This is a genomic window from Lentibacter sp. (assembly GCF_965657785.1).
GTDB lineage: Bacteria > Pseudomonadota > Alphaproteobacteria > Rhodobacterales > Rhodobacteraceae > Lentibacter.
In genome coordinates this window covers 1-23,949 of sequence record NZ_CBFHPP010000012.1, presented here as the reverse complement: position 1 = coordinate 23,949, position 23,949 = coordinate 1, and the positions used below count along the sequence as shown (strand labels likewise).

Annotated in this window: 25 protein-coding genes; 14 read left to right on the top strand and 11 right to left on the bottom strand. The window is 58.5% G+C overall.

Features of this window, described 5'->3' with window-relative positions; genetic code table 11:
- Positions 1 to 41: 41 nt before the first annotated feature.
- Genes ACTF58_RS08600 through ACTF58_RS08580 form a run of 5 tightly spaced genes read left to right on the top strand, consistent with a single transcriptional unit; the run spans position 42 to position 4,077 of the window.
- Positions 42 to 917 carry a formate dehydrogenase accessory sulfurtransferase FdhD gene (locus ACTF58_RS08600; RefSeq protein ID WP_438991566.1) on the top strand — a complete coding sequence of 292 codons (876 nt, stop codon included), beginning with the start codon at positions 42 to 44 and terminating at the stop codon, positions 915 to 917.
- On the top strand, positions 914 to 1,501 hold the full coding sequence (mobA, locus tag ACTF58_RS08595) for a molybdenum cofactor guanylyltransferase MobA (protein ID WP_438991565.1): 588 nt from the start codon (positions 914 to 916) through the stop codon (positions 1,499 to 1,501). Before ACTF58_RS08600 ends, mobA begins: the two co-directional genes overlap by 4 nt.
- Positions 1,498 to 1,989 carry a molybdopterin-guanine dinucleotide biosynthesis protein B gene (mobB, locus tag ACTF58_RS08590; RefSeq protein ID WP_438991564.1) on the top strand — a complete coding sequence of 164 codons (492 nt, stop codon included), beginning with the start codon at positions 1,498 to 1,500 and terminating at the stop codon, positions 1,987 to 1,989. The genes mobA and mobB overlap by 4 nt, the downstream gene beginning before the upstream one ends.
- The gene (locus tag ACTF58_RS08585; protein ID WP_438991563.1) at positions 1,986 to 2,819 is read left to right on the top strand and encodes a molybdopterin guanine dinucleotide synthesis; all 834 of its coding nucleotides are present in this window, start codon (positions 1,986 to 1,988) and stop codon (positions 2,817 to 2,819) included. The genes mobB and ACTF58_RS08585 overlap by 4 nt, the downstream gene beginning before the upstream one ends.
- Positions 2,803 to 4,077 carry a molybdenum cofactor synthesis domain-containing protein gene (locus ACTF58_RS08580; protein ID WP_438991562.1) on the top strand — a complete coding sequence of 425 codons (1,275 nt, stop codon included), beginning with the start codon at positions 2,803 to 2,805 and terminating at the stop codon, positions 4,075 to 4,077. Before ACTF58_RS08585 ends, ACTF58_RS08580 begins: the two co-directional genes overlap by 17 nt.
- Before the next feature lie 134 nt (positions 4,078 to 4,211).
- Here ACTF58_RS08580 and ACTF58_RS08575 read toward each other — a convergent pair whose 3' ends face one another.
- Entirely contained in the window at positions 4,212 to 5,156 is a 945-nt protein-coding gene (locus ACTF58_RS08575; RefSeq protein WP_438991561.1) for a glycosyltransferase, read from the bottom strand.
- A gap of 209 nt (positions 5,157 to 5,365) precedes the next feature.
- Here ACTF58_RS08575 and ACTF58_RS08570 point away from each other — a divergent pair, with 209 nt between their 5' ends.
- Complete coding sequence (locus ACTF58_RS08570) at positions 5,366 to 8,104, top strand: DUF4214 domain-containing protein (protein WP_438991560.1); 2,739 nt, start codon at positions 5,366 to 5,368, stop codon at positions 8,102 to 8,104.
- Between the two features lie 82 nt (positions 8,105 to 8,186).
- Here ACTF58_RS08570 and ACTF58_RS08565 read toward each other — a convergent pair whose 3' ends face one another.
- The 4 genes from ACTF58_RS08565 to ACTF58_RS08550 all read right to left on the bottom strand — a co-directional run bounded on the left by ACTF58_RS08565 (position 8,187) and on the right by ACTF58_RS08550 (position 11,403).
- Complete coding sequence (locus ACTF58_RS08565; protein ID WP_438991559.1) at positions 8,187 to 9,173, bottom strand: DUF2793 domain-containing protein; 987 nt, start codon at positions 9,171 to 9,173, stop codon at positions 8,187 to 8,189.
- Between the two features lie 125 nt (positions 9,174 to 9,298).
- A complete protein-coding gene (locus ACTF58_RS08560) occupies positions 9,299 to 10,222 on the bottom strand; it encodes a LysR family transcriptional regulator (RefSeq protein ID WP_438991558.1) in 924 nt (307 codons plus the stop codon).
- Complete coding sequence (locus tag ACTF58_RS08555) at positions 10,222 to 10,614, bottom strand: hypothetical protein (RefSeq protein WP_438991557.1); 393 nt, start codon at positions 10,612 to 10,614, stop codon at positions 10,222 to 10,224. Before ACTF58_RS08555 ends, ACTF58_RS08560 begins: the two co-directional genes overlap by 1 nt.
- Positions 10,615 to 10,935: 321 nt before the next feature.
- Entirely contained in the window at positions 10,936 to 11,403 is a 468-nt protein-coding gene (locus ACTF58_RS08550) for a hypothetical protein (protein ID WP_438991556.1), read from the bottom strand.
- A gap of 193 nt (positions 11,404 to 11,596) precedes the next feature.
- Between ACTF58_RS08550 and ACTF58_RS08545 the strand changes: the two genes are divergently transcribed.
- Positions 11,597 to 11,746, top strand: coding sequence for a hypothetical protein (locus ACTF58_RS08545; RefSeq protein ID WP_438991555.1), 150 nt, complete (start codon positions 11,597 to 11,599; stop codon positions 11,744 to 11,746).
- 8 nt (positions 11,747 to 11,754) lie between these two features.
- Here the strand turns inward: ACTF58_RS08545 and ACTF58_RS08540 are convergent, their stop codons facing one another.
- From ACTF58_RS08540 to ACTF58_RS08515, 6 genes are all read right to left on the bottom strand, one after another.
- Entirely contained in the window at positions 11,755 to 12,498 is a 744-nt protein-coding gene (locus ACTF58_RS08540; protein WP_438991554.1) for a CDP-alcohol phosphatidyltransferase family protein, read from the bottom strand.
- Positions 12,495 to 13,187 (bottom strand): phosphatidylserine decarboxylase, encoded by a 693-nt coding sequence (locus tag ACTF58_RS08535; RefSeq protein ID WP_438991553.1) that lies wholly within the window; start codon positions 13,185 to 13,187, stop codon positions 12,495 to 12,497. Before ACTF58_RS08535 ends, ACTF58_RS08540 begins: the two co-directional genes overlap by 4 nt.
- Before the next feature lie 76 nt (positions 13,188 to 13,263).
- Positions 13,264 to 14,922, bottom strand: coding sequence for a phosphoethanolamine transferase (locus ACTF58_RS08530; RefSeq protein WP_438991552.1), 1,659 nt, complete (start codon positions 14,920 to 14,922; stop codon positions 13,264 to 13,266).
- A 77-nt stretch (positions 14,923 to 14,999) separates the two neighbouring features.
- Positions 15,000 to 15,395 carry a carboxymuconolactone decarboxylase family protein gene (locus ACTF58_RS08525; RefSeq protein ID WP_438991551.1) on the bottom strand — a complete coding sequence of 132 codons (396 nt, stop codon included), beginning with the start codon at positions 15,393 to 15,395 and terminating at the stop codon, positions 15,000 to 15,002.
- Positions 15,392 to 15,688, bottom strand: coding sequence for a DUF1330 domain-containing protein (locus ACTF58_RS08520; protein ID WP_438991550.1), 297 nt, complete (start codon positions 15,686 to 15,688; stop codon positions 15,392 to 15,394). The genes ACTF58_RS08525 and ACTF58_RS08520 overlap by 4 nt, the downstream gene beginning before the upstream one ends.
- Positions 15,681 to 16,373 (bottom strand): GntR family transcriptional regulator, encoded by a 693-nt coding sequence (locus tag ACTF58_RS08515; RefSeq protein WP_438991549.1) that lies wholly within the window; start codon positions 16,371 to 16,373, stop codon positions 15,681 to 15,683. Before ACTF58_RS08515 ends, ACTF58_RS08520 begins: the two co-directional genes overlap by 8 nt.
- Before the next feature lie 87 nt (positions 16,374 to 16,460).
- Between ACTF58_RS08515 and ACTF58_RS08510 the strand changes: the two genes are divergently transcribed.
- From ACTF58_RS08510 to ACTF58_RS08480, 7 genes are all read left to right on the top strand, one after another.
- A complete protein-coding gene (locus ACTF58_RS08510) occupies positions 16,461 to 17,063 on the top strand; it encodes an amino acid synthesis family protein (protein WP_438991548.1) in 603 nt (200 codons plus the stop codon).
- Entirely contained in the window at positions 17,035 to 17,859 is an 825-nt protein-coding gene (locus ACTF58_RS08505; RefSeq protein WP_438991547.1) for an alpha/beta fold hydrolase, read from the top strand. The genes ACTF58_RS08510 and ACTF58_RS08505 overlap by 29 nt, the downstream gene beginning before the upstream one ends.
- Positions 17,856 to 18,779: a flavin reductase gene (locus tag ACTF58_RS08500; RefSeq protein ID WP_438991546.1), complete on the top strand. Its 924-nt coding sequence runs from the start codon at positions 17,856 to 17,858 to the stop codon at positions 18,777 to 18,779. Before ACTF58_RS08505 ends, ACTF58_RS08500 begins: the two co-directional genes overlap by 4 nt.
- On the top strand, positions 18,779 to 19,816 hold the full coding sequence (locus ACTF58_RS08495) for an LLM class flavin-dependent oxidoreductase (protein ID WP_438991545.1): 1,038 nt from the start codon (positions 18,779 to 18,781) through the stop codon (positions 19,814 to 19,816). The genes ACTF58_RS08500 and ACTF58_RS08495 overlap by 1 nt, the downstream gene beginning before the upstream one ends.
- Positions 19,817 to 19,825: 9 nt before the next feature.
- Entirely contained in the window at positions 19,826 to 21,292 is a 1,467-nt protein-coding gene (locus ACTF58_RS08490) for an aldehyde dehydrogenase (RefSeq protein WP_438991544.1), read from the top strand.
- 75 nt (positions 21,293 to 21,367) lie between these two features.
- Positions 21,368 to 22,849: a protein adenylyltransferase SelO gene (locus ACTF58_RS08485; RefSeq protein ID WP_438991543.1), complete on the top strand. Its 1,482-nt coding sequence runs from the start codon at positions 21,368 to 21,370 to the stop codon at positions 22,847 to 22,849.
- Positions 22,850 to 23,325: 476 nt separating this feature from the next.
- Positions 23,326 to 23,949, top strand: a 624-nt coding sequence (locus tag ACTF58_RS08480; RefSeq protein ID WP_438991542.1) for an AMP-binding protein, incomplete at its 3' end; no start/stop codon positions are given.

The following is a 23,949-nucleotide window of genomic DNA, read 5'->3' as shown; positions in this document are numbered from 1 at the left end:
TTGGGTGTAATCGGGCTAACGCGTTTTGGGGGGGAAGGTAAATGGGCAAAGAGACAGACGGCTATATCCTTGCGCCTGACCCTGCGGCGGCGCGGCTGACGCGGGCCGTGGAGGGGCGCGACCAGAGCGGGGCGCTCACCGAGATCAACGTGGTGGAAGAGCGGCCTTTGACGATCTTTCTCAACGCCCGCGAGATTGTCACCGCGATGACGATTGGAGATTATCCCGAGTATCTGGCGCTCGGATTTCTGCGCAATCAGGGGATGATCACCGAGGCCGACAAAGTCCTTGGTGTGGAGTATGACGAGGAGTCCGAAGCCGTGGTTGTGCGCACCGACCAGCGCACGCGGTTTGAGGATAAGCTGGAGAAAAAGACCCGCACATCGGGCTGTGCTGTGGGCACTGTTTTTGGCGATATGATGGAAGGGCTTGAGGGGCTTACGCTTCCTGAGGCGCAGGTGAAACTGTCTGATCTTTATGCACTTTCTGCCAAGATCAACCGCACGCCCTCAATCTATCTGAGTGCAGGGGCGATCCATGGCACGGTGCTCTGCGAGGGCGGCAGGCCGCTTGTTTATATGGAAGATGTCGGGCGGCACAACGCTGTCGACAAAGTCGCGGGGTGGATGCTGTCTGAAGGCGTTTCGCCTGAAGGGAAGCTTCTTTACACCACCGGAAGACTGACCAGCGAAATGGTGATCAAGACGGCGCTGATGGGTATTCCTGCGCTGGTGTCGCGCTCGGGCTTTACCGCTTGGGGCGTTGAAATTGCGCGGCAAGTAGGGCTGACGCTTGTCGGGCGGATGCGGGGGCATCGCTTTGTCTGTCTTGCGGGCGAAGAGCGGCTTCTTTGGGATGCGGACCCTGCGTCTGTGCCCGAGGAGCCGAAGAAAAGCGGACGTAAGGGGGCGCTATGAGACAGCCAGCAGGGGTTATTCTGGCGGGGGGGCTTGCCACGCGGATGGGCGGCGGGGACAAGTGCCTTTTGCCGCTTGGCGGCGCGCCGATGCTTGCGGGGATCATTGCGCGGCTCGCGCCACAGGTGAGCGACATGGCGTTGAACGCCAATGGAGATGCGGTGCGGTTTGCGGGCTTTGGGCTGCCTGTTGTGGCGGATAGCATTGAGGGCTTTGCAGGGCCGCTTGCGGGCGTCTTGGCGGGGCTGGATTGGGCCGCAGGGCAGGGCCATGAGAGCATTGTGACCGCGGCGGGGGATACGCCGTTTTTTCCGCAGGATCTGGTGGCGCGGTTGCTGACTGCCACGGAGGGCATGGACCATCCGCTCGCGCTCGCGGCGACGCCAGACGGGCGACAGCCGACCTTTGGGCTTTGGCCTGTGGCGCTGCGTCATGATCTGCGCGCGGCCCTGACGGGCGGGCTGCGCAAGGTTGTGATCTGGACCGACACGCACGGCGGGCAGATGGCTGAGTTTGCGGATGCGGGGGCCTTTTTTAACATCAATACGCCAGAAGACTTGGCAACAGCAGAGGCGAACTTATGAAACTATACGGGGTCGTTGGCTGGAAGAACGCGGGCAAGACGGGGCTTATGGAGCGGCTTGTGGCCGAGATTTGCGCGCGCGGGATTACTGTTTCGACGGTGAAACACGCGCATCATGCGTTTGATGTCGACCATGAGGGCAAGGACAGCTACCGCCACCGTGCGGCGGGGGCGAGCGAGGTTTTGCTCGCGTCCCGCAAGCGGGTGGCGATTATGCAGGAGATGCGCGGTGCGCCCGAGCCGAGCCTTGAGGCGCTTCTGGCGCGGCTTTCGCCTGTCGATCTGGTTTTGATTGAAGGGTATAAGCGCGACAGCCACCCGAAAGTGGAGGCGTTTCGCGCCGAGACGGGCAACAGCCTGATTGCGACGGAGGATGCGACTGTGAGGGCTGTGGCCTCTGACACGCCGATGGCGCTGGACCGGCCTGTATTTGACCTTGATGACACCAAAGCGATTGCTGATTTCATCTTGGCAGAGGTCGGGCTTTGAGCCTTTTTGACAAGGTTATTATGGTCGATTGGTCGGGTGGAAACGACCGAGGGCCGCGCCCCAAGAAAGACGCGATCTGGGCCTGTGTCGCAGGGGAGGCACCCGTTTATCTGCGCAATCGCGCGCTTGCGGAAGACTGGATCGGAACAGAGATTGCGGCTTGTGAGGGGCGGGTGCTGATCGGGTTTGACTTTCCGTTTGGCTACCCTGACGGCTTTGCCGAGGCGGTGACAGGGCAGGCAGATCCGCTGGCGCTTTGGGCGTGGTTTGAGGCGCGGGTTGAGGACAGCCCGAAGGCGAACAACCGCTTTGATCTGGCGGGGGAGCTGAACCGCCAGTTTGACGGCGTGGGGCCGTTTTGGGGCAATGCTTTGGCGCGCGAGATTGCGGATTTGCCGCGCAAGGGCCGCGCGCGACAGGGCCATGGACTGCGCGAAACGCGGGCTGCGGAGGCGGCGGCCAAGGGCGCGTTTGCCTGCTGGCAGATGTCAGGGGCTGGCTCTGTGGGCGGTCAGGCGATGATGGGGTTGCCTGTCCTGGCGCGGCTGCGGGTGCGGTTTGGGGCGGCGGCGTGGCCGTTTGAGCCTTGGCGAGAGGCCCGTGTGGTTTTGGCAGAAGTCTGGCCCTCGTTGATTGCGCCGCAAGTGGCGCAGGCGCAGGCTGTGGGTGAAATCAAGGACGCGGCACAGGTGCGCGTTCTTGCGGGGAAGATCGCGGGCTTGTCTGAGGCGGTGCTTGCGGCCATGTTGGACGTAACGGAGCCGCGCGCTTTGCGTGAGGGCTGGATTCTTGGGCTGGGACGGGAGGCTGACTTTGAGTGCTGGGACTAAGACAGGATTGAAGCCGCCGCCCCTGCGCGATGATTGTTTTGCGCTGCCTGCGGGTGTGGATTGGACGCCTGTGGAGGCGGCTTTGGCGGGGCTGCGGGCGCGGCTTCATACTGTGGTTGGGCAAGAGAGCCTGCCGCTGTCTGCCGCGCTGGGGCGGGTCTTGGCGGCGGATGTCGTGGCCGAGCGCTCCAATCCGCCTTTGCCGAATGCGGCAGTCGACGGCTACGGCTTTGCTTATGATGCGCTGGGCGCGGGGGATCAGACCCTGCCCCTTATCAAGGGGCGCGCGGCGGCGGGTGTGCCGCTTGGTCATGCGGTTCCATATGGATCGGCGGTGCGCATATTGACGGGGGCGGCGCTGCCTGAGGGGGTTGATACTGTCATTCTGGAAGAGGATGTGAACGCCAGCGCAGAGGCTATTGCCTTTCGGTCTGGTGTGAAGCCGCGCGCCAACACGCGCAAGGCGGGGGAAGATGTGGCGGCGGGCGATGTGATCTTGCGGCAAGGCGCGCGGCTCGGGCCTGCCGCGCTTGCGCTGGCTGCGGCGACGGGGCTTGGCGCTGTGGATGTGTTCGAGCCTTTGCGGGTCGGGGTTCTTTCGACGGGGGACGAGCTTGTCGAGCCGGGCGCTGTGGCGGGTGCCGCGCAGATATATGACGCCAATCGGGTGATGCTCTTGGGGCTTGTGGCGGAGATGGGCTTTTCGCCTGTCGATCTGGGGCGGGTGGGCGACAACCGCGCGGCGCTGCGTCAGCGGCTTGATGAGGCGGCAAAACAGAGTGATGTGATCCTGACCTCGGGGGGTGCATCAAACGGAGATGAAGACCATATGTCAGCGCTTTTGCGCGCGGCGGGGGCGATGCAGGAGTGGCGCATTGCTGTGAAACCCGGGCGGCCTCTGGCGCTTGGGATGTGGGAGGGCACGCCTGTCTTCGGGCTGCCTGGCAACCCTGTGGCGGCGCTGGTCTGCACACTTGTTTTTGCGCGCCCTGCTATGGGCGTTTTGGCGGGGCGCGGGTGGGCCACGCCGCAGGGGTATCTGCTGCCTGCGGGGTTTGAGAAAGCCAAAAAGGCGGGGCGGCGCGAGTATTTGCGCGCACGGCTGCGCGACGGGCAGGTTGAGGTTTTTGCGAGCGAAGGCTCGGGGCGGATCAGTGGGCTGAGTTGGGCGGAGGGGCTTGTCGAGCTGCCAGACGCGGCGCTCAATATCACGCGCGGAGATGCTGTGCGCTACATTCCTTACGCAAGCTTCATTTAGGCTGCCATGGTTGCGCGCGATTGAGCGGATCGGGCGGTATTGGTGCGGGTCTGGCAAGACAGGCAGGCCCCTGACCCCGCTGCGCAAGGGCCTTCGCAGAGTGTTCGCAGAGTGTTTGCAGAGTGACCGTGCGATCAGCAGCGGCCCAGCAGGACGGAGATCCATAGGGCTGTTGTGCCAAGCCTGCTGTGACGCCTGTTCCCATAGCGGCGCAGGGTACGCAGCCTTTGGAGAGCAAATATCTGTTTGGGGGCCTGCTCCAAAGCCGTGAGCGTGCGTTTGGCTTGGGGGGTTAGGCGTTGCTCGATGTGGCGCAATGCGGCGGTATTTGCGGCAAGCCATGCGCCATATGTCGCCCCTAAAAGCTGTAGAGCGCGGCGCAGGCCAGCGCCGAGCCCGTGGTTGGCGCCCATCGTGTTTCTGCTGTGCTGGCGATAGAGCAGCACCTTTTGGGGACGCACAATCACAACCCCGCCCGCCCCTGTGACGAGTTGGTAGAGCCACCAGTCATGATAGGGGATGTGCTGTGGCACGCCCGCATCCCGCACCAGCGCCAGCGCGGGCGCGTTGAGCATGGCGGTATGACCGCTGACGATATTCTGGACCAAGGCATTGGCAAAGCTGGGTGGGGGGGAGCGCATTGGATTTGGGGGCTGACTGTGCCCAAGGGGCACGAGATCGGCGTTGGTGGGTATGCTCTGGGCGCCGTAAAGGCAGGGGCGCGCCATCTGGATTTCGGCCAGGCCGAGGGCCAGCTTTTCGGGCAGCCAGACGTCATCCTGATCTGACAATGCGCAGGGCGCTTGGGGGAACTCGGGGTGACACAGGAGCGAGAGGAAATTTGCGGCGACACCTTTTTGAGGCCCTTCCAGAATGCGGATGTCACGGTTGTGACCATGGGCTTTTGCAAAATCCTCAAGGATTGTGCGGGTGGTGTCGCTTGAGCCGTCATCACTGACCCAGAGGTCCCATGCCGTATGGGTCTGTGTCAGATAGGAGGCAAGCTGGGCCTCCAGATGCTCTGCGCCATTGAAGGTGCAAAGGGCAATGGTAACGCGGGACTTGTGACCATCTGACATGATGAAAACCCTGTCGAAAAAAACAAACCGTCCAAAGAGGGCAACGGAAACCGAACAAAACCACGGCTGGCTCTACTGTATGAGCTTTGAGATAAATAGCCGGTAAATGTTAAGAAAACCTTTTGTAAATGACATAAATACGCCGTGCCGCGTCCCTCGTCTTTGCCACATCCCTGCACCAGTCATGGGGGGCTTAACAAGGATTGGCCATGGGGTATTTCAGGCATTTGTCGACGTCTGTGAGCGGCACAGACACGCATATCACGGGGATCAGCGATCTTGCGCTCCTGCAGACGGCGGCGGGTGTGAAGCTTTATAGCGCAAGCGGGCGCGGCGGCGGGGTCCAGTTGCGCGACGCGGGGCTGACGCTTGAACAGGAGGCGGATTATGTTCAGGCGGGCGGGCTTGGCGCGCCGACGCAGTTTGTTTTGACCACGCTTGGCGGGCAGGAGGCGCTTTTGCTTGCGGGGCCGTCTCAAGACGGGTTGACGGGCTGGTGGCTTGAGTCTGCCGGGCGTATTGCGGGGCGCATTGATCTGGCGGGGCCGCGAGTGGAGGCTATGACTGCGATTGAGAGGGTCGCGCTGGGCGGGGGGGAGTTTTTCTATTCGGCGGCGCGCAATACCTCTGGGATCACCACATGGCAGGAGAGCCAACAGGGCAGCTTGAGCCTTGTGGCCCAGACGCCTGTTTCGCAAGAGGCGGGGGCCAATGACATTTTCGCGCTGGAGCATCTGCGCGCAGGCGGACGTGATTATCTGATGGCGCTGTCTTTGCAGGACAACAGCCTGAGCAGTTTTGAGCTGCTGTCAGACGGGTCTATGCAGCTCGTCGACAGCCTTGCGATGCGCGACGGATTTAACGTTTCGATGCCGAATTCTCTTGCCACAGTGGAGTTGGGGGGGAGTGTTTTTGTGCTTGTGGGCGCGTCTGGCTCTTCGACGATCACGGTGTCGCGGCTTGAGGAAGATGGCACCTTGGTTGTGGTGGAGCAGGTAGTCGACGACCGCGAAACGCGGTTTCAGTCGATCTCGGTTTTGGAGACAATTGTCGTTGATGGAAAGGCCTATGTTGTGGCGGGCGGGGCGGACGACGGGTTGAGCCTGATGACCCTGCTGCCGGACGGGCGGCTCTTGCATCTGGAAGCGATTGCAGATGATCTTCAGACCGCTTTAAGCAACCCAGCCAGTCTTGCGCTGGCTTTGGAGGATGGCAAGATTGCCCTCTATACGGCGGGGCTGACGGAGCATTCTTATGGCGCGTCGGGGATTGGGCGGTTTGAGATTGATCAGAACGCTGGCGGCGTGTCGGGGCAGGTTCTGCAAGGCAGCGCCGAGGCGGATGTGATCAATGGAGGCAGTGGTTCCGACCAAATCTCTGGTGGCGCGGGGGACGACAGCCTGAGCGGTGCGGGCGGCGCAGATATCATTATCGACGGGGCAGGGCAGGACCGTCTTTGGGGAGGGGCGGGGGCTGATATTTTTGTGCTGTCGGCGGACAATGCAAACGACACCATTGAAGACTTCGAGCTGGGTGTGGACCGCATCGATATGTCGGATATGGGGCGCTACTACAGCTTTGAGGCTCTTGCTTTTCAGTCGACCAGTTTCGGGGCGATTTTGGGGGTCGGGGAGGAGACTTTGACGCTCAGGACGGCGGGCAATGTGAGGTTGTTGGCTGAAGATTTCCAATATGTTGATCTGTTTGATTTGACGCATTTGTCGACGGCTGTCTTGTCGGATGAAGATTTGCTGCCCTGGGACGGGGGCGACCCTGACCCCGATCCCGAGCCTGACCCCGATCCTGACACGGGGGGCGGGGAGGGCGGCTCAACCATCCTGACAGGGGGGACGCCGCTTGGGGGTGTGTTCAACGGGCGCGGAGTTGAAGTGTTCAACGGTGGGACGGTGGACCCCGTTTTTGACCCTGTGGCGGCCTCGGTTTACCGGCTCTACCGCGCCACGTTGGACCGTGCGCCTGATCTGGACGGGCATCGAAACTGGACCGTGGCTTTGCTGGAGGAGCGGCTCGATCTGGAAACGGCTGCGGGGGGATTTGTCGGCTCGCGGGAATTTCAGAATGTTTATGGCGATTTGAGCGATCTGGCTTTTGTGACCCAGCTTTACAACAACGTTCTGGACCGCGCTCCCGATCAGGGCGGGCTTGAGAACTGGATGGGGGCGCTGTCGGGCGGGTTTAGCAGGGCCGAGGTTGTGATGGGGTTTTCGGAAAGCCGGGAGTTTATCAACGCGACCTTTCAGAGCGCGCTTGAATTTAGCCGTGAGGGATATCGCAGCGAATGGACGGATGATGTCTATCGGCTTTATCGCGCGACGCTTGACCGGGAGCCGGATGTGGCCGGCCTCGAGAACTGGACCTATTGGCTGGCGGGGGGGCGGCCTATTACGGATGCGGCGGCTTTGTTTGTGGCCAGCCCCGAATTTCAGAGAACCTATGGCACGCTGTCAGACGCCGAATTTGTCACGCTGTTGTATAACAATGTCCTTGACCGCGCGCCCGACCAAGGCGGATTTGTGAACTGGACCAATGCGCTTGCTGCGGGGATGTCGCGCGCGGACGTTGTTGCGGGGTTTTCACAAAGTGCGGAATTTGTGGCGACGACGCGCTCTGCTGTCACCGATTGGGTGCGGGGGCAGGGCGTTGACGATGTGTTGGAGGGCGGTGGCGGGCAAAATGTTCTGTTTGGCGGGATGTGGGCCGACAGTTTTGTTTTTGACCCAAGCCTTGAGGGCGTTCATGAGGTTGTGGGTCTTGAGGTCTGGGACCAGCTTGTGTTTCGCGACTTTGGCTACACGGGGCCTGAAGATCTGCGCGCGCATTTGCAGCGCGAAGATGCGGATATGGTTTTTTCTGATCAGGGCGTTGAAGTGCGCTTTCTTCAGACCGATGCCGCATTCTTGGACAATGATGATTTGTTCGGCTGGTGAGGCGCGCGGCTGGACCATATCAGCTGCGCAGGCCGAACGCCCCCTTTGCGCGAGATACTCTGCGCAGAGGGGGCGGCCGCGGTTAGCGCCAGCTGTTTGTCCATGTGATGCAATAGTCCAGATCAAGCGCGCTGGGGTATTCATTGCGGATCAGGAGTGTTCCGTCGCTTTGGGCCGCGAGGGCGACCTTGCCTGCGGGCACATTTGCGGCGGTTGGAGGGGTGTTGCCCAGATTGTGGATAGCACCCCCATGCCAAACAACAATCAGCTGTGGCGAGAGGCCGACATCATAACAGATAATCATGCTTGCGGCACTTTGCGGGAAATTGGGGCTGACGGATGAGATCATGGCAAAGCCCGCAGGCGAGGGCGGCGTTATTGTCAATGTGCTGCCATGAACGGCGGTGACGCGCGCACTTTCAAGGCCCTCGGGCGCAATCATGCGTGCGGTTTGGGCGTCGACCTGTAAGGCATTGCGCCATGTGGCCCCGTCAGGGGAGACTTTGACCGAAAAATCGTCATTGCCCGCCAAGCCCATTTCGGCACGGCCTGAAAAGTCGTTTTGAAAGAGCAGGCTGGCTGTGTCGGAGGCTGTGGCTTTGTTGACTTTGAGTTGATGACCCGCGCCCTCATGATTGAGCAGGCTTGCGGGGGCAGAGAGGCTGAGCCTGTTTGTCAGGTCTGCGGTGGCGTTGATGCCGAGCTGCGGGGTGGTTTCAAGCGTCGGGGTCACGTTTTGCCAGCCTTGAGTTTCGTCAAACAGAGCCGTGCCTTTGGGGTTGAGAACCTGTGCGCTCCAGCCTGGTAAGGGGGTGATAAAGATCCAGTTGGTGCCTGTATAAACTGCGATGTCGCCCTCATGGCCCGCCCATGCGCCACTGCCTGAGGGGGCGACGATATAGCGGTCACCCGTCTGCGGAGTTTGGGGCGGCGTGGCTTGGTCAGAGGCGATCACGACCAGCTGAACCACAGCGTCAAGGATCTGTAGGGCCTCGTTATGGGTGATATGTTTTTGCGCCTGTGACGGTTGTATCAGGGGCAAGGACAGGACGTGAGAAGTATCAGACATCAACAGCTCCAGAGGATTTCATATGAGCGGGAATGTTTGAGTTCGGGGTCTTTACAAATTGGTAATAGAGCGCACGGCAGATGAGCTGTTGGCGCAACGGGGCGGCGGCGCAACGGGCGCGCGCTTTAGAGTATCGGTGCTTGGCTAATCACATTGCTATGTTTGCGGATGTTGCTTATGAGCGCTCTGATTTCAGGGGTGACACCCGCCGCGCGGCGGGTGACGATCCCGATAGAGATTTCCGGGGAGAGGTTTTCAAACGTATAACAGTTTAACCCGCCCAAGGCGTTGAGAGCCTGTGCGATCCCTCTGGGAAGAACGCAAACGCTGGGAAACTCTTCCAAGACGCCACGGGCAAATGGAATGGAGTCTGTCTCAATGCGCCGTTTGATCCTGTCTAGTCCGAGAGAGCGTAAGAATATTTTGGCTTGACTGTTGATGCTTGTGCCCGGGGCGGGAACCACAATCGGCAGGTCTTTTGCGTCTTTGAGAAGAGCCTCTGGGCCTTCGGCATGGGCGAAGAACTTTTTGGAACAGACCAAGGAGAAGTAATCCTTGGTCAGCAGGGTGAATTTCAGCTCATCAGAGAGCAGTCTGTTGCCATTGCTCAGAACGCCAAGGTGCGAGCGGTGGCTTAGGACGCTTTCTTCGACTTGGGCGCTGTTTTGGGAGAGAACACGCACTGTTCCGCCGTCTTGTGCGAAAGGCTTGATGGCTTTGGGTAGCAAATAGGCCGCGGCACTTGGAATAGAGGAGATGACGATTTCTTTTCTTGCGGGCTGGGCCAGTGCGGCGGCTTCGTCTTCGGCGTTTTGGGCCAGCTGAACGATGGGCTGCACCCGTTCGAGATATTTTGCGCCTGCGGCTGTCAGCTCCACCCCACGGTTGCCGCGCAAGACGAGCCTCTGACCGAGGGCTGTCTCAATCGCATTGATGGCTTTGGTTACCGCCGTTGTGGAACAGCCGATAGAGCCAGAGGCCGCCGAAAAGCTCCCCGCTTCGGCGACTTCCTTAAAATAGTGCATTTGCTGCAGCGTGATTTTAACCACTATTCAAGTTCCATTGACAGATATTCGATCTCTGACTTGAGACGTTGCAACTCTAATTCATAAAGGCGAATACAATCCAGACGTTTCGGCTTTTTACCTATTGGAATAATCAAGCGGCCATAAACGGTGCCGCTGCTGCCATTGTTAAAAGACTGGGTGTCATTTTGCGTTTTAGCGACACCAATGTCAAAGAACGCGCCGCCTCCGTTGACGGACTGGCTGCATCGGCTTCCATCCATTGTTTGGATTGTATCAGATGAATGCCCCATGCTTCTGGGGGTTGGCAAATCTATTGAAAAGTTTTCCGCCTCAGTTGCGCTTGTGAGCAGTGTAAGCCCCACAAATCCTGAGCAAAGTATTTGAGTTGTTTTTTTGAGTGCTGACACAAACATTGACCTCTCTTTGTCGTTCGGTTTCTAAATTTCCGATAATCAAAATTATTTTACGTGTGGATTTCGGCCCGATTTTAAGGCGGCGCGGTTGGACCTTTACGGCTTTTTGCGGGGTGCCATCTGCTTGGGGCATGATCTCGACATCCACAATAATGCTGCGTTTGCCTTCGTTTAGGACGTTGAGATAAAAGCCTTTGCGATCCGAGGCGCTGTGACCTGACTTTTCCATTGGCATAAGGCCAATACTCTGGGCTGTGTCAGGGGCTATGCTGGCCAATCCAGCGAGCAAAAGCCCGTAGATTGGCCCTGCAAAGCTTTGCTTTATGGCGAGCACGTGATGACCGTGTCGATCTGGTATTGGCCTTCAACAAAACCGGCGTCGTTCTCTGTACGGCTGTCGAAAACGACCGAGGTCAACGGGATCACGCCAACTTGAAAGCTGGTTTCCGAGGCGGTGTAATCTTGGGACACACTGCTCAAGAGGCCATCGCCTTGGTAGGAGATTTTTGTTGTCTCTGCGCCTGCGGTATAGCCAGAGGGGTAGGCGGCAAGTGTGGGCGCGCCGACGGTGATCGTATTGTTGGCAAGGGAGACGATTGTGATCGCAGCCTGGGCACCGCCCAAGTCTTGCGAGCTGAGGCTTTTGCCGTCTGAGGCAAGGCCGAGCGCGCCGTCAGAGCCAACCCCCAAGGTGCACGAGTTTGCCATGCTGCCTGCAAACGAGACGATCTCGGCATGAGCCGATACAGGCAGGAGGGCCAAGAGGGACAGTGAAATAATTTGTTTCATAATATTCTCCTTATGGCCTGATACAAACCCTGTTTTGTGCGGCGGGGTGAGTCACAATAACGGGGCCAGATACAACCAAAGGGTGTAGCTGAAGGTCTGCTCTCTCCTCTGGTCTGCCCACGTTGGGCCGAGCCTGTCCTCGCACGCTGCGAAGGTTACGCTCTCTGGTGATGGCCGTGAGACGGATGATTTTTTGACGGATCTGATTGCGCAGCTTGATGGGGGCGAGGCGGATGGGCAGCTGATGTATGCCTCTGATCATGGTCAGTCGCTGGGCGAGGGCGAATTGATCTTCATGGTCCGCCAAGAGAGCGCCACTCAAGCAGCGGTTTGCCAGCCATAGGCGCCTTTTCAGCTCTCGGCGGCCTGCTGACGCTTTTGGGCGCGGTATGAGAAGGGCAAGGTTGTGAGATAGATCAGGTTGATCGCCATGAGCGTGGGCCATGGGTAGGACATCAGGCAGACGACCATTACAACCGCAGCCACAATCGCAAGGGCAAGGTGTTTGCGTTTGATGCTGGCGTGTTTGACCGAGAAGGTCGGGATTGTGCTCACGGCGAGAAGCCCCACCGCAACAATATAAAGTGTGCGCACCAGAGGGTAATCGAGGTGTTTCCAGCCTGAGAGATGGATAAAAATTGGCATCAGTGCAAGGCAGGCCAGCGCAGGGGCGGGCACGCCGACAAAGAAATTGTCTTTTGCCATCGCCACGCTGGTGTCTTTCATCGAAAGGTTGAACCGCGCAAGGCGCAAGGCGCAGCACACCGCCAAGACAAGGGCCGCCAACCAGCCGAGATTGGCGGCAGGTGTTCCGATATAGAGCGTGTTGTAGAGCAGGAAGCCGGGCGCGATCCCGAAGTTGAAAAAATCGGCCAACGTATCAAGCTCGGCGCCAAAGGGGCTGGCTGTGTCCAGAAAGCGCGCCAGCTTGCCATCGGCAGCATCCAGAAACACCGCGATCAGAATAAACGCCAGCGCTGTTTCCAGATGTCCTTCAAGGCTCATTCGCACCGAAGTCAGCCCTGCGCAGAGGGCGAAGACAGTCACTATACTGGGCACAACATGGCGCAGTTTGATGGTGCGATCGGTGCTCATCTTGAAACAGCTTTCAGGTTGGGGTGCGGGTTCGTCAGATCGGCCAGAATGGTTTCGCCTGCGACGGCTGTTGTGCCGAGGGGCACAAGCGGCTGCACGCCGACAGGCAGAAATACATCAAGGCGGCTGCCAAAACGGATCAGGCCGAAGCGCTCGCCCGCGGCGGGCTGATCGCCTGGTTTGACAAAGCAGACGATCCGCCGCGCCACGAGGCCGGCAATCTGGATCACCCCGATTTTGGCGCCTTTGGGGGTTTCGATTGTCAGGCAGTTGCGCTCGTTAAATTCGCTGGCTTTGTCCAGCGAGGCGTTGAGAAATTTGCCGTGGTGATAAGTGATTTGTGTCACTTTGCCAGCAATAGGCGCACGGTTCACATGGCAGTTGAAAACATTCATAAAGACCGAAACCCGCGTGACGGGCTCCTGGCCTAGCCCAAGCTCGGCGGGCGGCACGACCTCCTCAATCAGCGACACAACGCCATCTGCGGGCGACAGCACGAGGCTTTCGTTCTGCGGGATGACGCGCACCGGATCGCGGAAGAAATAATAGCACCAGACCGTTGCGCCACAGCCAAGCCAGAAGAGCGGCTCCCACAAGAAGCCAAGCGCCAAAGTGATAGCGGCAAAGACCGCGACAAACTTGCGGCCTTCCTTGTGCATGGGCACGGCGACGATTTTGAGCATATTCATGGGCGTTCTTTCGGTCGTTTTCATTTAAGGTTGCGCAGCACTTAGCTGCTTTGGCACGCTGCGCAAAGCTCTCAAATCAACTTTTCCTATTGTTTGCCGTGCAGGGGGCAAAAAGATCAAGCTTTCTGTCATAGACATCTGTTGTGATGTCCATCATCCCGAGGAGGGAATGAAACAGATTGTCATGGCTCAAAGCTGCGGCGCGACTGTTGTTCAAGCACTCTCTGTCATGACCGAATTGAGTTGCAAAGCGGTCTGACATCCAGAGCAGCATCGGCACGTGTGTTTGCTCCTTGGAGGCCATGAAATAAGGCGCTCCGTGCAAGTATAGCCCGCCTTCGCCGAGCGACTCGCCATGGTCTGAGACATAAAACATCGCGGTTGTGAGGCCGTCTAGGCTGCTTAACACGTCGATTGTTTCGGCCAATACCTGATCGGTGAAGGCAATGGTGTTGTCATAGGCGTTTGTCACTTCGTCAGCCGTGCATTTCTTGAGTTCGGGTGTTTGGCAGGCGGGCGTGAATTTTTCAAATTCGGGAGGGTAGCGCATGAAATAGGATGGCCCATGGCTGCCGATCTGGTGCAAAACCAGCACCGTGTCTTTGGTGAGGCTCTCGGCATAGGCCCTTAGCTCAGGAAGAAAAACGCCGTCGTCACATTCGCCCTGACGGCAGAATACGGGTATATCCTTGCCTAGAAAGTTTTGATTGGGCAGGCGGTCGGCGAGGCCTTTGTGGCCTGTGTTGTTGTCCCACCATTCGACATGGAGACCGGCGTGAGCCATCACATCAAGCAGGTTTTGCGCCGCCGCGCCGGCCTCAAACGAGTAGTCTTTGCGGGGCAATTTTGAAAACATACAGGGCAGGGAAACGGCCGTTGATGTTCCGCAGCTGCTGACGGTCTCAAAATTAACAATTGGGAGTGCTGCGAGATTGGGCGTTGTGTCGCGCGCATAGCCATTGAGGCCAAAGTTTTGCGCGCGCGCCGTTTCGCCGACCACAAGCACTGTCAGCACAGGCTGGTTTGCGCCGTTATAGGCGGTGCCCTTTATGGCGTCTTCGCCCAAGGGCTGCACCGTGATATTGAGCGTTTTGCTCATCATAGCCGCATAGCGAAAGCTGTTCACGATGGGCGCGCCAGGCTGGTAACTGGCCAGAAAGTCTTTGCGCTCGCGCAGGATCGAGGCGTAGGTTTTGAAGTTCGTGGCGAGCAGCCCGATGGTTATCAAAAAGCAAAGAACACCCGCCAAGACAGGCGCACCAAAGGCGACAAGCCTGCGCTGTGGCTTCAGCCTGAGCGCCAGCACAACAGCCGAGGGAAGCAGCCCGTAGAGGGCAACATGAAGGATAAAGCCAAGGGTGATCAGGTGTTTTGATTCAGTGATCGTGGTCACCATGACGTTCTGGATCATCTCGCGGTCAATGAACGCGCCGAGCGTGTCCATGTAATAGCCTGTGACGCTGCTCAGGATCAGGACGAAAATACTGAAAGGTTTGACCAGCCAAGGGAGCGCAAAAAGCGAAAACAGAGCCAGCGTGAGGCAGTAGAGCGCGCCGATCATCGCCGCCAAGGCAAGGGGCTGGCCTGAAAAAACCTCAGTTCCGATGCGCCAGAAGGTGCTGTTGTCGACAAGTAAAACAAAGAGAACCACGCTGGAAAGAAGCGCCAGCGGCGAGATCTGAAGCAGATCGCGGAGTCGGTCCAGCCGAGTGATGTGGGGCGAATAGTCCGTCATGATAGAAGGTGCCTCAATAGATGATATGCTTTTGCTAAAACACTATCTTTTAGCAGTCTTAGTCGGATGTGCAGACATTAAGGCGTTGTTTTATCAGCATCTTGAAGAACCTTGCGGGCCGCGCGGAAGCATTCCAGCCCTTGAGGGACACCGCAATAAATCGCGATCACATGGATGATGGCGCGGATTTCCTCGCGGCTCACGCCGTTGTTGAGCGCGCCTTTGCAGTGCAGTTCCCATTCGTGCATTTTGCCCAAAGCTCCGATCATCGCGAGGTTCATCATTGAGCGGGTCTTTGCGTCGATGACATCATCGCCCCAGCCAAAGCCCCAGCACCATGCTGTCATGGCCTCCTGAAACGGGCGGGTGAAATCATCTGCGGCGGCGAGGTTCTTTTCGACATACTCCGCGCCTAAGGTGGCTTTGCGCTGCTCAAGCCCTTTTAGAAACAAGTCTTCATCAAAGCTGCTCATGACGTTTCTAGTCCTTCTACGATCACGATCTGTGCGGTGCACGCGCCTTTGCGTTCGGCCCGTGCGGCGGCGTATTCGGGCGAGTTGTAACAGGCGAGCGCCGCGTCATAGCTGTCAAAACGAATAACGACGTGGCGCTCAAACGGCGCGCCTTCCAGCGTCTCGGCCTGCCCGCCACGAGCCAGAAAAGCCGCGCCATATTTTGCAAAAGCGGCGGGGGCGACGGCCTGATAGCCCTTGTAGGCTTCAGGGTCTGTCACGGTCACATGGGCAATCCAATAGGCCTCAGTCATTGTGCGTCTCCTGCGCTAGAACGGCTTGTGCTATTTTGGCGGCGTCCTTGATGTGCGCTTTGACGGCTTCGCGCGCGCCGCGCGCATCGCTGCGAATAATGGCGTCGGAAATTGCGCTCATATGGGCGAGTCCAGATGTTGTGCGATCTTTGGCCGAAAGCGTGAGAGCGCGCAAGCGGCTTATCCGCCCGTTGAGCCGCTGCACGATTTCCCAAGCGATGTTATGGTCTGCTTGCTTAAAGATTAGCTCGTAGAATGCTGTCGTCGCGGCAAAAATGACGCTCCAGTCTTGGGCGCTCATGGCGTCGTCAAGTTTTGTGAGAGCTGCGCGCAAGGCCAGCTCGAAGGCTGGAGTTGAGGCCTTGGCCGCGGCCTCTGCTGCTGCGCTTTCCAGCTGGCGGCGAATGTCATAGATCTGTTTGGCTTGGCTCCAGTTGAGCGTCGCGACGATCGGCCCCTTGTGAGCGATTGTTTCGACAAGCCCTTCGGCCTCCAGATAGCGGATTGTCTCGCGCACGACGGTGCGGCTGACCCCAAGTTGTTCACAGAGGGGGCGCTCCACAAGGCGCTCGCCGGGGGCAAAATGCCCCGACATGATCGCATCGCGCATCTTCGTTTGCACAATATCGCGCAGAGTTTGCGGCGCGGTTTCTATGCGGTCCAGCTTTATACCAGTCTGATTCATTTACATCTGCCTCGGAGAGCAATTGACAATTTGTATGATGGTATACCATATTGCAAAGCGACTCACCACAGCAAAAGGAATGCGCCTGTGCCTGCCGAAATCAGAAAAACGCTTTTGCACGTTGAAAACACGCTCATCGAGGGCGGCAAAGCGGCGAAGACGCCGCTCAAGCTTATGGCGGCCATGGCTGTCATCAAGAATCCTTGGGCAGGGCAGGGCTTTGTGGAGGACTTGTCACCTGCCATTCGCGATTGTGCGCCAGGGCTGGGCCAGATCCTGACCGATATGATCCTTGATGCCGCTGGCAGTGGCGATGTGATCGAGGGTTATGGCAAGTCTGCGATTGTCGGGCTTGACGGCGAGGTCGAGCACGCCTCGGCGCTGATCCATACGCTGCATTTTGGCAATATCTTTCGCGAGGCTGTCGGCGCAAAATCCTATCTATCGTTTTGCAACACGCGTGGCCCTGCCAATGCGCCACTGATGATCCCGTTGATGGACAAGAATGATGGTGGACGTCGCAGTCATTATCTCACCATCCAGACCTCTATCGCCGATGCACCTGCTGCGGATGAAATCGTCATTGCGCTTGGGGCATCAATCGGCGGGCGGCCGCATCACCGTATTGGCGACCGTTATCAGGACCTTAAGGAGCTTGGTCATGACTCTGACAACCCTGCGGCTGTCTAAGGCGGGAGCGAAAGTTGCCTGCCATTCGGTAGGGCGTGGCGCACCTGTTGTCTTGATCCACGGTGTCGGCCTGCAATCGGCGGCATGGGGGCCGCAGATTGAGGCGTTGAGCGCGCAAAATCACGTTATTGCGCTTGATATGCCAGGGCATGGCGGGAGTGATCCGCTTCCTGACGGCAGCCGTTTGGATGCGTTTGTCTCTTGGGCGGCTGAGGCTTTGGAGGCGCTTGCCCTTGGCCCTGTCAGTCTTGCGGGGCACTCTATGGGGGCGCTGATTGCGGGAGGGATCGCTGTGGACCATCCTGCTTTGGTGCGCCGTGTTGCTCTGTTAAGCCCCGTCTTTCGCCGCTGTCCTTCTGACCGTGCCGCCGTTGAGGCGCGTGCTGCCTTGATCCGCGAGGGTGAGATCAACCACGCGGCCCCACTGTCTCGCTGGTTTTCCTCCGCGCCTGAGGAGCGCGCTGTGCGGGCTGCGACGCAGGGCTGGCTAGAGGCTGTTTCGCCAACAGGCTACGCCACGGCCTACTCTGCCTTTGCCACTGGCGATGCCACCTATGCCAACCGAATGAACGAGATCAGCGCCCCGCTTTTGGCGCTCACAGGCAGCGAAGATGCAAATTCAACCCCGGCTATGGCACTGTCCATAGCCAATACCGTTCAAAACGGACGAACCAAGATTATCGAAGGACACCGCCACATGGTCAATCTTACTGCGCCCGATCTGGTCAACCATGCTCTGGCAGACTGGCTTTTGCAGTCTGGCACCAACACTTTGATCAATGAGGTGGCGTCGTGAGCGATTTTGATCTGCGCGCCCTGCGCTCGGCCTTTGGCGCGTTCACCACGGGGGTTACGGTTGTGACCAGCCATGACGGGGACGGTGCGCCGATCGGGTTTACGGCCAATTCGTTTTCCTCAGTGTCGCTCGATCCGCCGCTTCTTTTGGTCTGTATCGCAAACAGCTCCAGCAACTATGAAAACATGACCAAAGCCAAGGGCTTCGCGGTCAATATCCTAGCCGAAACGCAGGTTGATGTGTCCAATACATTTGCCCGCCCGGTTGAGGACCGCTTTGCAAGCGTGACATGGCAGGACGGCCCGCATGGGGCGCCTGTGTTTGAGGGGGTCTCGGCTTGGTTTGACTGCTCTATGCACCAGATTGTGGAGGCAGGCGACCATGCCATCCTGATTGGCCGTGTCGAGGCGTTTGACAGCTCTGCCACTGCGGGTCTTGGCTATGCGCGCGGCGCCTATGTAACGCCTTCGACAGCTGCTGAAGCCCTTGAGCCACACATGGGCCTCACCGTTTCGGCATTGATCGAGCGCGAGGGGCAGGTGCTTCTGGTTGAGGATGGCAAGGGCGGATTGGCGCTTCCTGAGAGCACGGTGAAAGAGCTGGGTGCGTCTGAAACGCTGCAAAAGCTCATAGCCAGCACAGGTCTCACGGCGGAGCCGGGATTTGTATATTCGGTCTTTGAAGATGATGCTGCAAAGCGCCAGCATATTGCCTTTCTGTGTCAGACCGAAGAGGGCGCGCCCACTCGTGGGCACTTTGTGCCTCTGACGGAAGAGGCGCTTGGCTCTGTCACTGACAATGTGATGCGCACCATGCTCACGCGTTTTGCTGCTGAAAACAAGCTTGGCAATTACGGCGTGTATTTTGGCAATCAAACCAGCGGCAAGGTCCGCCCGATCTCTTCTGAAAGGCAAGCGTAATGCGGTTTTCCCTTTTTGTGCATATGGAGCGTGTCAGCCCTGATCAGGACCAGCGCCAACTTTATCAGGACTTTCTGGCGCTCGCTAAAATGGCGGACGCAGGCGGGATGCACGCGGTCTGGACAGGCGAGCACCATGGCATGGATTTTACGATTGCGCCCAATCCGTTCCTGAGCCTGATCGACGTCGCACGTCAAACACAGAACATCCGCCTTGGAACAGGGACAATCATCGCCCCCTTCTGGCATCCGATTGCCCTCGCGGGCGAGGCTGCGATGGCGGATTTGATCACCGAGGGCCGGCTTGATCTTGGAATCGCGCGGGGCGCGTATAATTACGAATACGAGCGCATCATGCCGGGTATGGACGCTTGGGAAGCCGGTCAGCGGATGCGCGCGCTCGTGCCTGCGATCAAGGCGCTCTGGGCGGGGGACTATGCCCAAGAGGGGGAGTTTCACAGCTTCCCGTCGACAACCTCCTCGCCCAAGCCTGTTCAGGAGGGCGGCCCGCCCGTCTGGATAGCAGCGCGTGATCCGAACAGCCATGAGTTCGCTGTGGCCCAAGGCTGTCATGTGCAGGTGACGCCGCTTTGGCAGGGCGATGAGGAAGTGAGCAAGCTGATGGAAACGTTCAACGCGGCCTGCGCCAAATTTCCCGATATTCCGCGCCCCGAGATCATGCTGCTCAACCACACCTACATCGCCGAAAGTGCAGAAGACGCGCGCCAAGCCGCCGAAGAGATCAACCGCTTCTATTGTTATTTCGGCGCATGGTTCAAAAACGAGCGACCCGTCAGTCAAGGGCTGATTGCGCCGCTTTCGGACGCAGAAATCGCGGCACACCCTTTCTATACGCCTGAGGCTATGCTGCGTGACAATGTGATTGCGACCGCCGATGATGCCATTGCGCGGATCAAAACATATCAGGACATGGGCTATGATGAATATTCGCTCTGGATTGACTCAGGCATGAGCTTTGAGCGCAAGCGCGCCAGCCTTGAGCGCTTCATCAAAGACGTCATGCCTGTCTTCGCTTAAGGACATAAAATGCAAGAGTTTGAGCAGTATATCGGCGGGGCCTTCTCCAAGGGAAGTGCGCAGTTTGAAAGCCTTGACCCCGCGACAGGCCAAGCTTGGGCGCTGATGCCAGAGGCGCGCGAAGCGGATGTTAACGCGGCTGTTGAGGCGGCGCACGCAGCGTTTCTTGCGCCTGAGTGGGCCAGTATGACAGCCACAGCGCGCGGCAAGCTGCTCTATCGTCTGGCCGATCTTGTCGCCGAAAATGCCGCCGAGCTGGCCCAGCTTGAGACACGTGACACAGGTAAGATCATCCGCGAAACAACGGCGCAGATCGCTTATGTCGCCGAATATTACCGCTATTATGCCGGTCTTGCTGACAAGATCGAAGGCGCGCATCTGCCGATTGACAAGCCCGATATGGAAGTTTGGCTGAGGCGGGAGCCTGTTGGGGTTGTTGCGGCGATTGTGCCATGGAATTCACAGCTCTTTTTGGCGGCGGTCAAGCTTGGCCCCGCGCTGGCGGCAGGGTGCACTGTGGTGCTCAAGGCGTCGGAGGAGGGGGCTGCGCCCCTGCTTGCTTTCGCGCGGCTTGTCCATGAGGCGGGCTTCCCATCGGGTGTTGTCAATGTGCTCACAGGCTTTGGCCCGCGCTGCGGCGCAGTGCTGACAAGCCATGCGAAAGTGGCGCATATTGCCTTCACGGGTGGCCCTGAGACGGCCCGCCATATTGTGCGCGGTTCGGCTGAAAATCTGGCCTCCACCTCGCTCGAACTGGGCGGCAAATCGCCTTTTATTGTTTTTGAGGACGCTGATCTGGAGAGCGCGGCCAATGCGCAGGTCTCGGGCATCTTTGCCGCCTCTGGCCAAAGCTGTGTTGCCGGATCGCGGCTGGTTGTATCTGAGGCGATCAAGGACGCTCTTTTTGCCAAGCTTAAGGCTAAGGCCGAGGCTGTGGTGATCGGCGCGCCGGATGACATGGCGACAGAAGTTGGCCCGCTCTGCACGGAAGCACAAGTTGCGCGCGCGGAAGATATTATTGCGCGCTCGCTCGCCGCAGGCGCCAAGCTTGTCACAGGTGGTGCGCGTATTGCGGGGCAGGGCAATTACTTCCCGCCGACTATTCTTGACTGCACGGATGCGCCCGATGCGCCTTGTCTGACCGAAGAGTTCTTTGGACCCGTTCTATCAGCCGTGAGCTTTGCGTCTGAGGCCGAAGCGCTTGATATTGCCAACGATACAGCCTTTGGCCTTGCCTCTGGCGTGTTCACCAGCAGTCTCACCCGTGCCCATAGGATGATCCGTGGCATCCGCGCGGGTATCGTCTGGGTCAACACCTACCGCGCCGTGAGCCCTATCGCGCCCTTTGGTGGCCACGGCCTGAGCGGGCATGGGCGCGAGGGCGGGCTTGCCGCGGCGCTCGACTATACCCGCACAAAAGCTGTCTGGCTGCGAACCTCGGATGATCCGATCCCTGACCCCTTCGTGATGCGCTGAACTCTCGCTGCGTCAATGGTTGATCCCCGCCCGCTTTGGCCTACATTGGCAAGGCCCAAAGAGGACGCGCAGATTATGACCAAACTCCCCGACTTCTCCTTTGACAACAGCTATCACCGCGAGTTGTCGGGCGCTTATGCGCAGTGGCAGGGCGATAAAATTCCAGCGCCGCATATGCTCAAGCTCAATGTGGCGCTGGCCGAAGAGCTTGGCCTTGATACAGAGGCGCTGGCTGGCGAAGCAGGCGCGCTTGTGTTCTCAGGGATGCGTGCGCCCACGGGTGCGGCCCCTTTGGCTATGGCCTATGCAGGCCACCAGTTTGGCGGCTTCTCCCCCCAGCTTGGCGATGGTCGTGCGCTTCTTGTGGGGGAGCTGATTGATCGCTTGGGCAAACGCCGCGACCTTCACCTCAAGGGATCGGGGCGCACGCCTTTTTCGCGTGGCGGCGATGGCAAGGCCGCGCTTGGCCCCGTCTTGCGCGAGTATCTTATCGGCGAGGCCATGTATGCCCTCGGCGTCCCGACAACGCGTGCCTTGGCGGCTGTGATCACGGGCGAGAAAATCCATCGCGAGACAGGGGCAAAACAGGGCGCCGTGCTGGCGCGCATTGCGAGCTCGCACCTGCGGGTTGGCAGTTTCCAGTTTTTTGCGGCACGCGGCGACACTGAGATGCTGCAAAAGCTCGCGGATTACGCTATCGCGCGCCATGATCCTGATCTTGTGGGGCGCGAAGGCCGCTACCTCAGCTTTCTGAAGCGCATCGCCGAGCGGCAAGCCAGCCTTGTGGCGCAATGGGTCAATATCGGCTTTGTGCACGGTGTGATGAACACCGACAACATGACCATTTCTGGCGAAACGATCGACTATGGCCCTTGCGCTTTTCTTGACATTTATAGCCCCCAAGCGAGCTTTTCTTCTATCGACCAGCAGGGGCGCTACGCTTATGGAAACCAGCCCAACATGGCAGCTTGGAACCTTGCCCGCCTTGCCGAATGTCTGCTTGGTCTGATTGATGCCGACGACGAAAAGGCCATTGCAGAGGCCACTGATGTGATCAACGCTTTTCCCGCGCTCTATCAAGCGGAATGGCTCACAGGCGTGCGCCAAAAGCTTGGCCTTGCTGAAGCAAAAGACGGTGACCTTGCGCTTGCCAACGGTTTTCTCATGACCATGCAGGGCCAGAACGTTGATTATACAAACGCCTTCCGTGCTTTGTCAGAAGCCGTTCGAGGCAACACATCTCCTCTGCGCGCGCTCTATAAGGACCCCGCCAAAGAGCTGGACGCATGGCTCGCCGCTTATTTCGCTCGGATCGGTGAAGAAGCCCAAACAGCTGAGGCTCGCGCTGACGCGATGAACGCGGTGAACCCGCTCTACATCCCGCGCAACCACAAGGTTGAAGAGGCCCTGCAAGCAGCAGAGGCAGGCGATATGGCTCTTTTTGAGGCGCTCTTGGAAATTCTGCAGTCACCATGTGTCGAACAAGAAGGCGCAGCGGCGTATGCCTCTGGCGCGCCCGACAGCTTCGGCCCCTATAAAACCTTTTGCGGCACCTAGCTTGGCTTTTGAGGGGCCTGACGGCGGCGAAGTTCGTTATGGGAGCGCGACGTCCTGTTATCCACGGCAGGGTCATGCAAGGCATGATCCTAGGAGGGCATAAACGCCGTCAGAGATGCGCTCCAGCGATCGCGAGTTTTGATCGCGGAATTGAGCCGGGAACCGAGGCTCAATCTTCAGACGTTTTCCAAATGGCGAAGCACACGACGGTTGAGGATCAGAGGACTTGTCCAAGGGATCCGCGCTCAACGGTTTTCAGGGAAGAAGAGCAACCACTGTCTCATATTCCCTCTCCTGCGAGTAAGTATTTTGCGCACCGTCAGCTTATGATGAGTTATTACTCCCGGTTGTTCTTGATCCCTTTCCCTTCCGGATCAGATGCCGGACGTAGGCGTATTGCTCCCCATTTGTAAGTTTTTCTTACCGCGTTGCGCGCACCAGTAATGCTTGCTTGATGTAAAGTGGGAGGAATTTGGATGCAGATGAGTAAGATGCGCGACAGTGCTTCATTGACTGACGTTGTCTATGAGGTTGTGGATTGGGTTGCCTATCAGGCGAAGGTTAGCCCGAAAGCTATCGCAACACGCGAGCTTCCGTCAGGCCGCTCGCAAGGCTACGGCGAAATGCACCACCGTGTTGGGCGGTTGGCCGCAGCTCTGAGACGACTTGGGGTAACGCAAGGAGATCGCGTAGCATTCCTTATGCCCAATTCTTGCGATATCTTAGATATTGCTTTTGCGACTTGGCGTCTTGGCGGTTTGGTGCTGGCGCTAAATCATCGCCTTTCGGCGGCAGAGCTTAGCTTCATCCTCAATGACGCAGGTGCGAAGGTTGTGATCTGTGATCAAGCATTGAACGATGTTGTCGTGCAGATTGACGCCCCCAGTGTGCAGCATTGGATCGAGACTCTTGGTGACGGGCGTATGAGCCAGTTTGAAACAGCGATTGCAGCCGAGACGACCTCTATTCTTGATCGCCCAGCACAAGGGCTTGGTGAAGCCTGTATGCTGATGTACTCCTCAGGGACGACAGGGCGGCCGAAGGGCGTGATCATTACATATGGTATGCTGCACTTTTCGGCGGTGGGCAGCTTTGGTGCG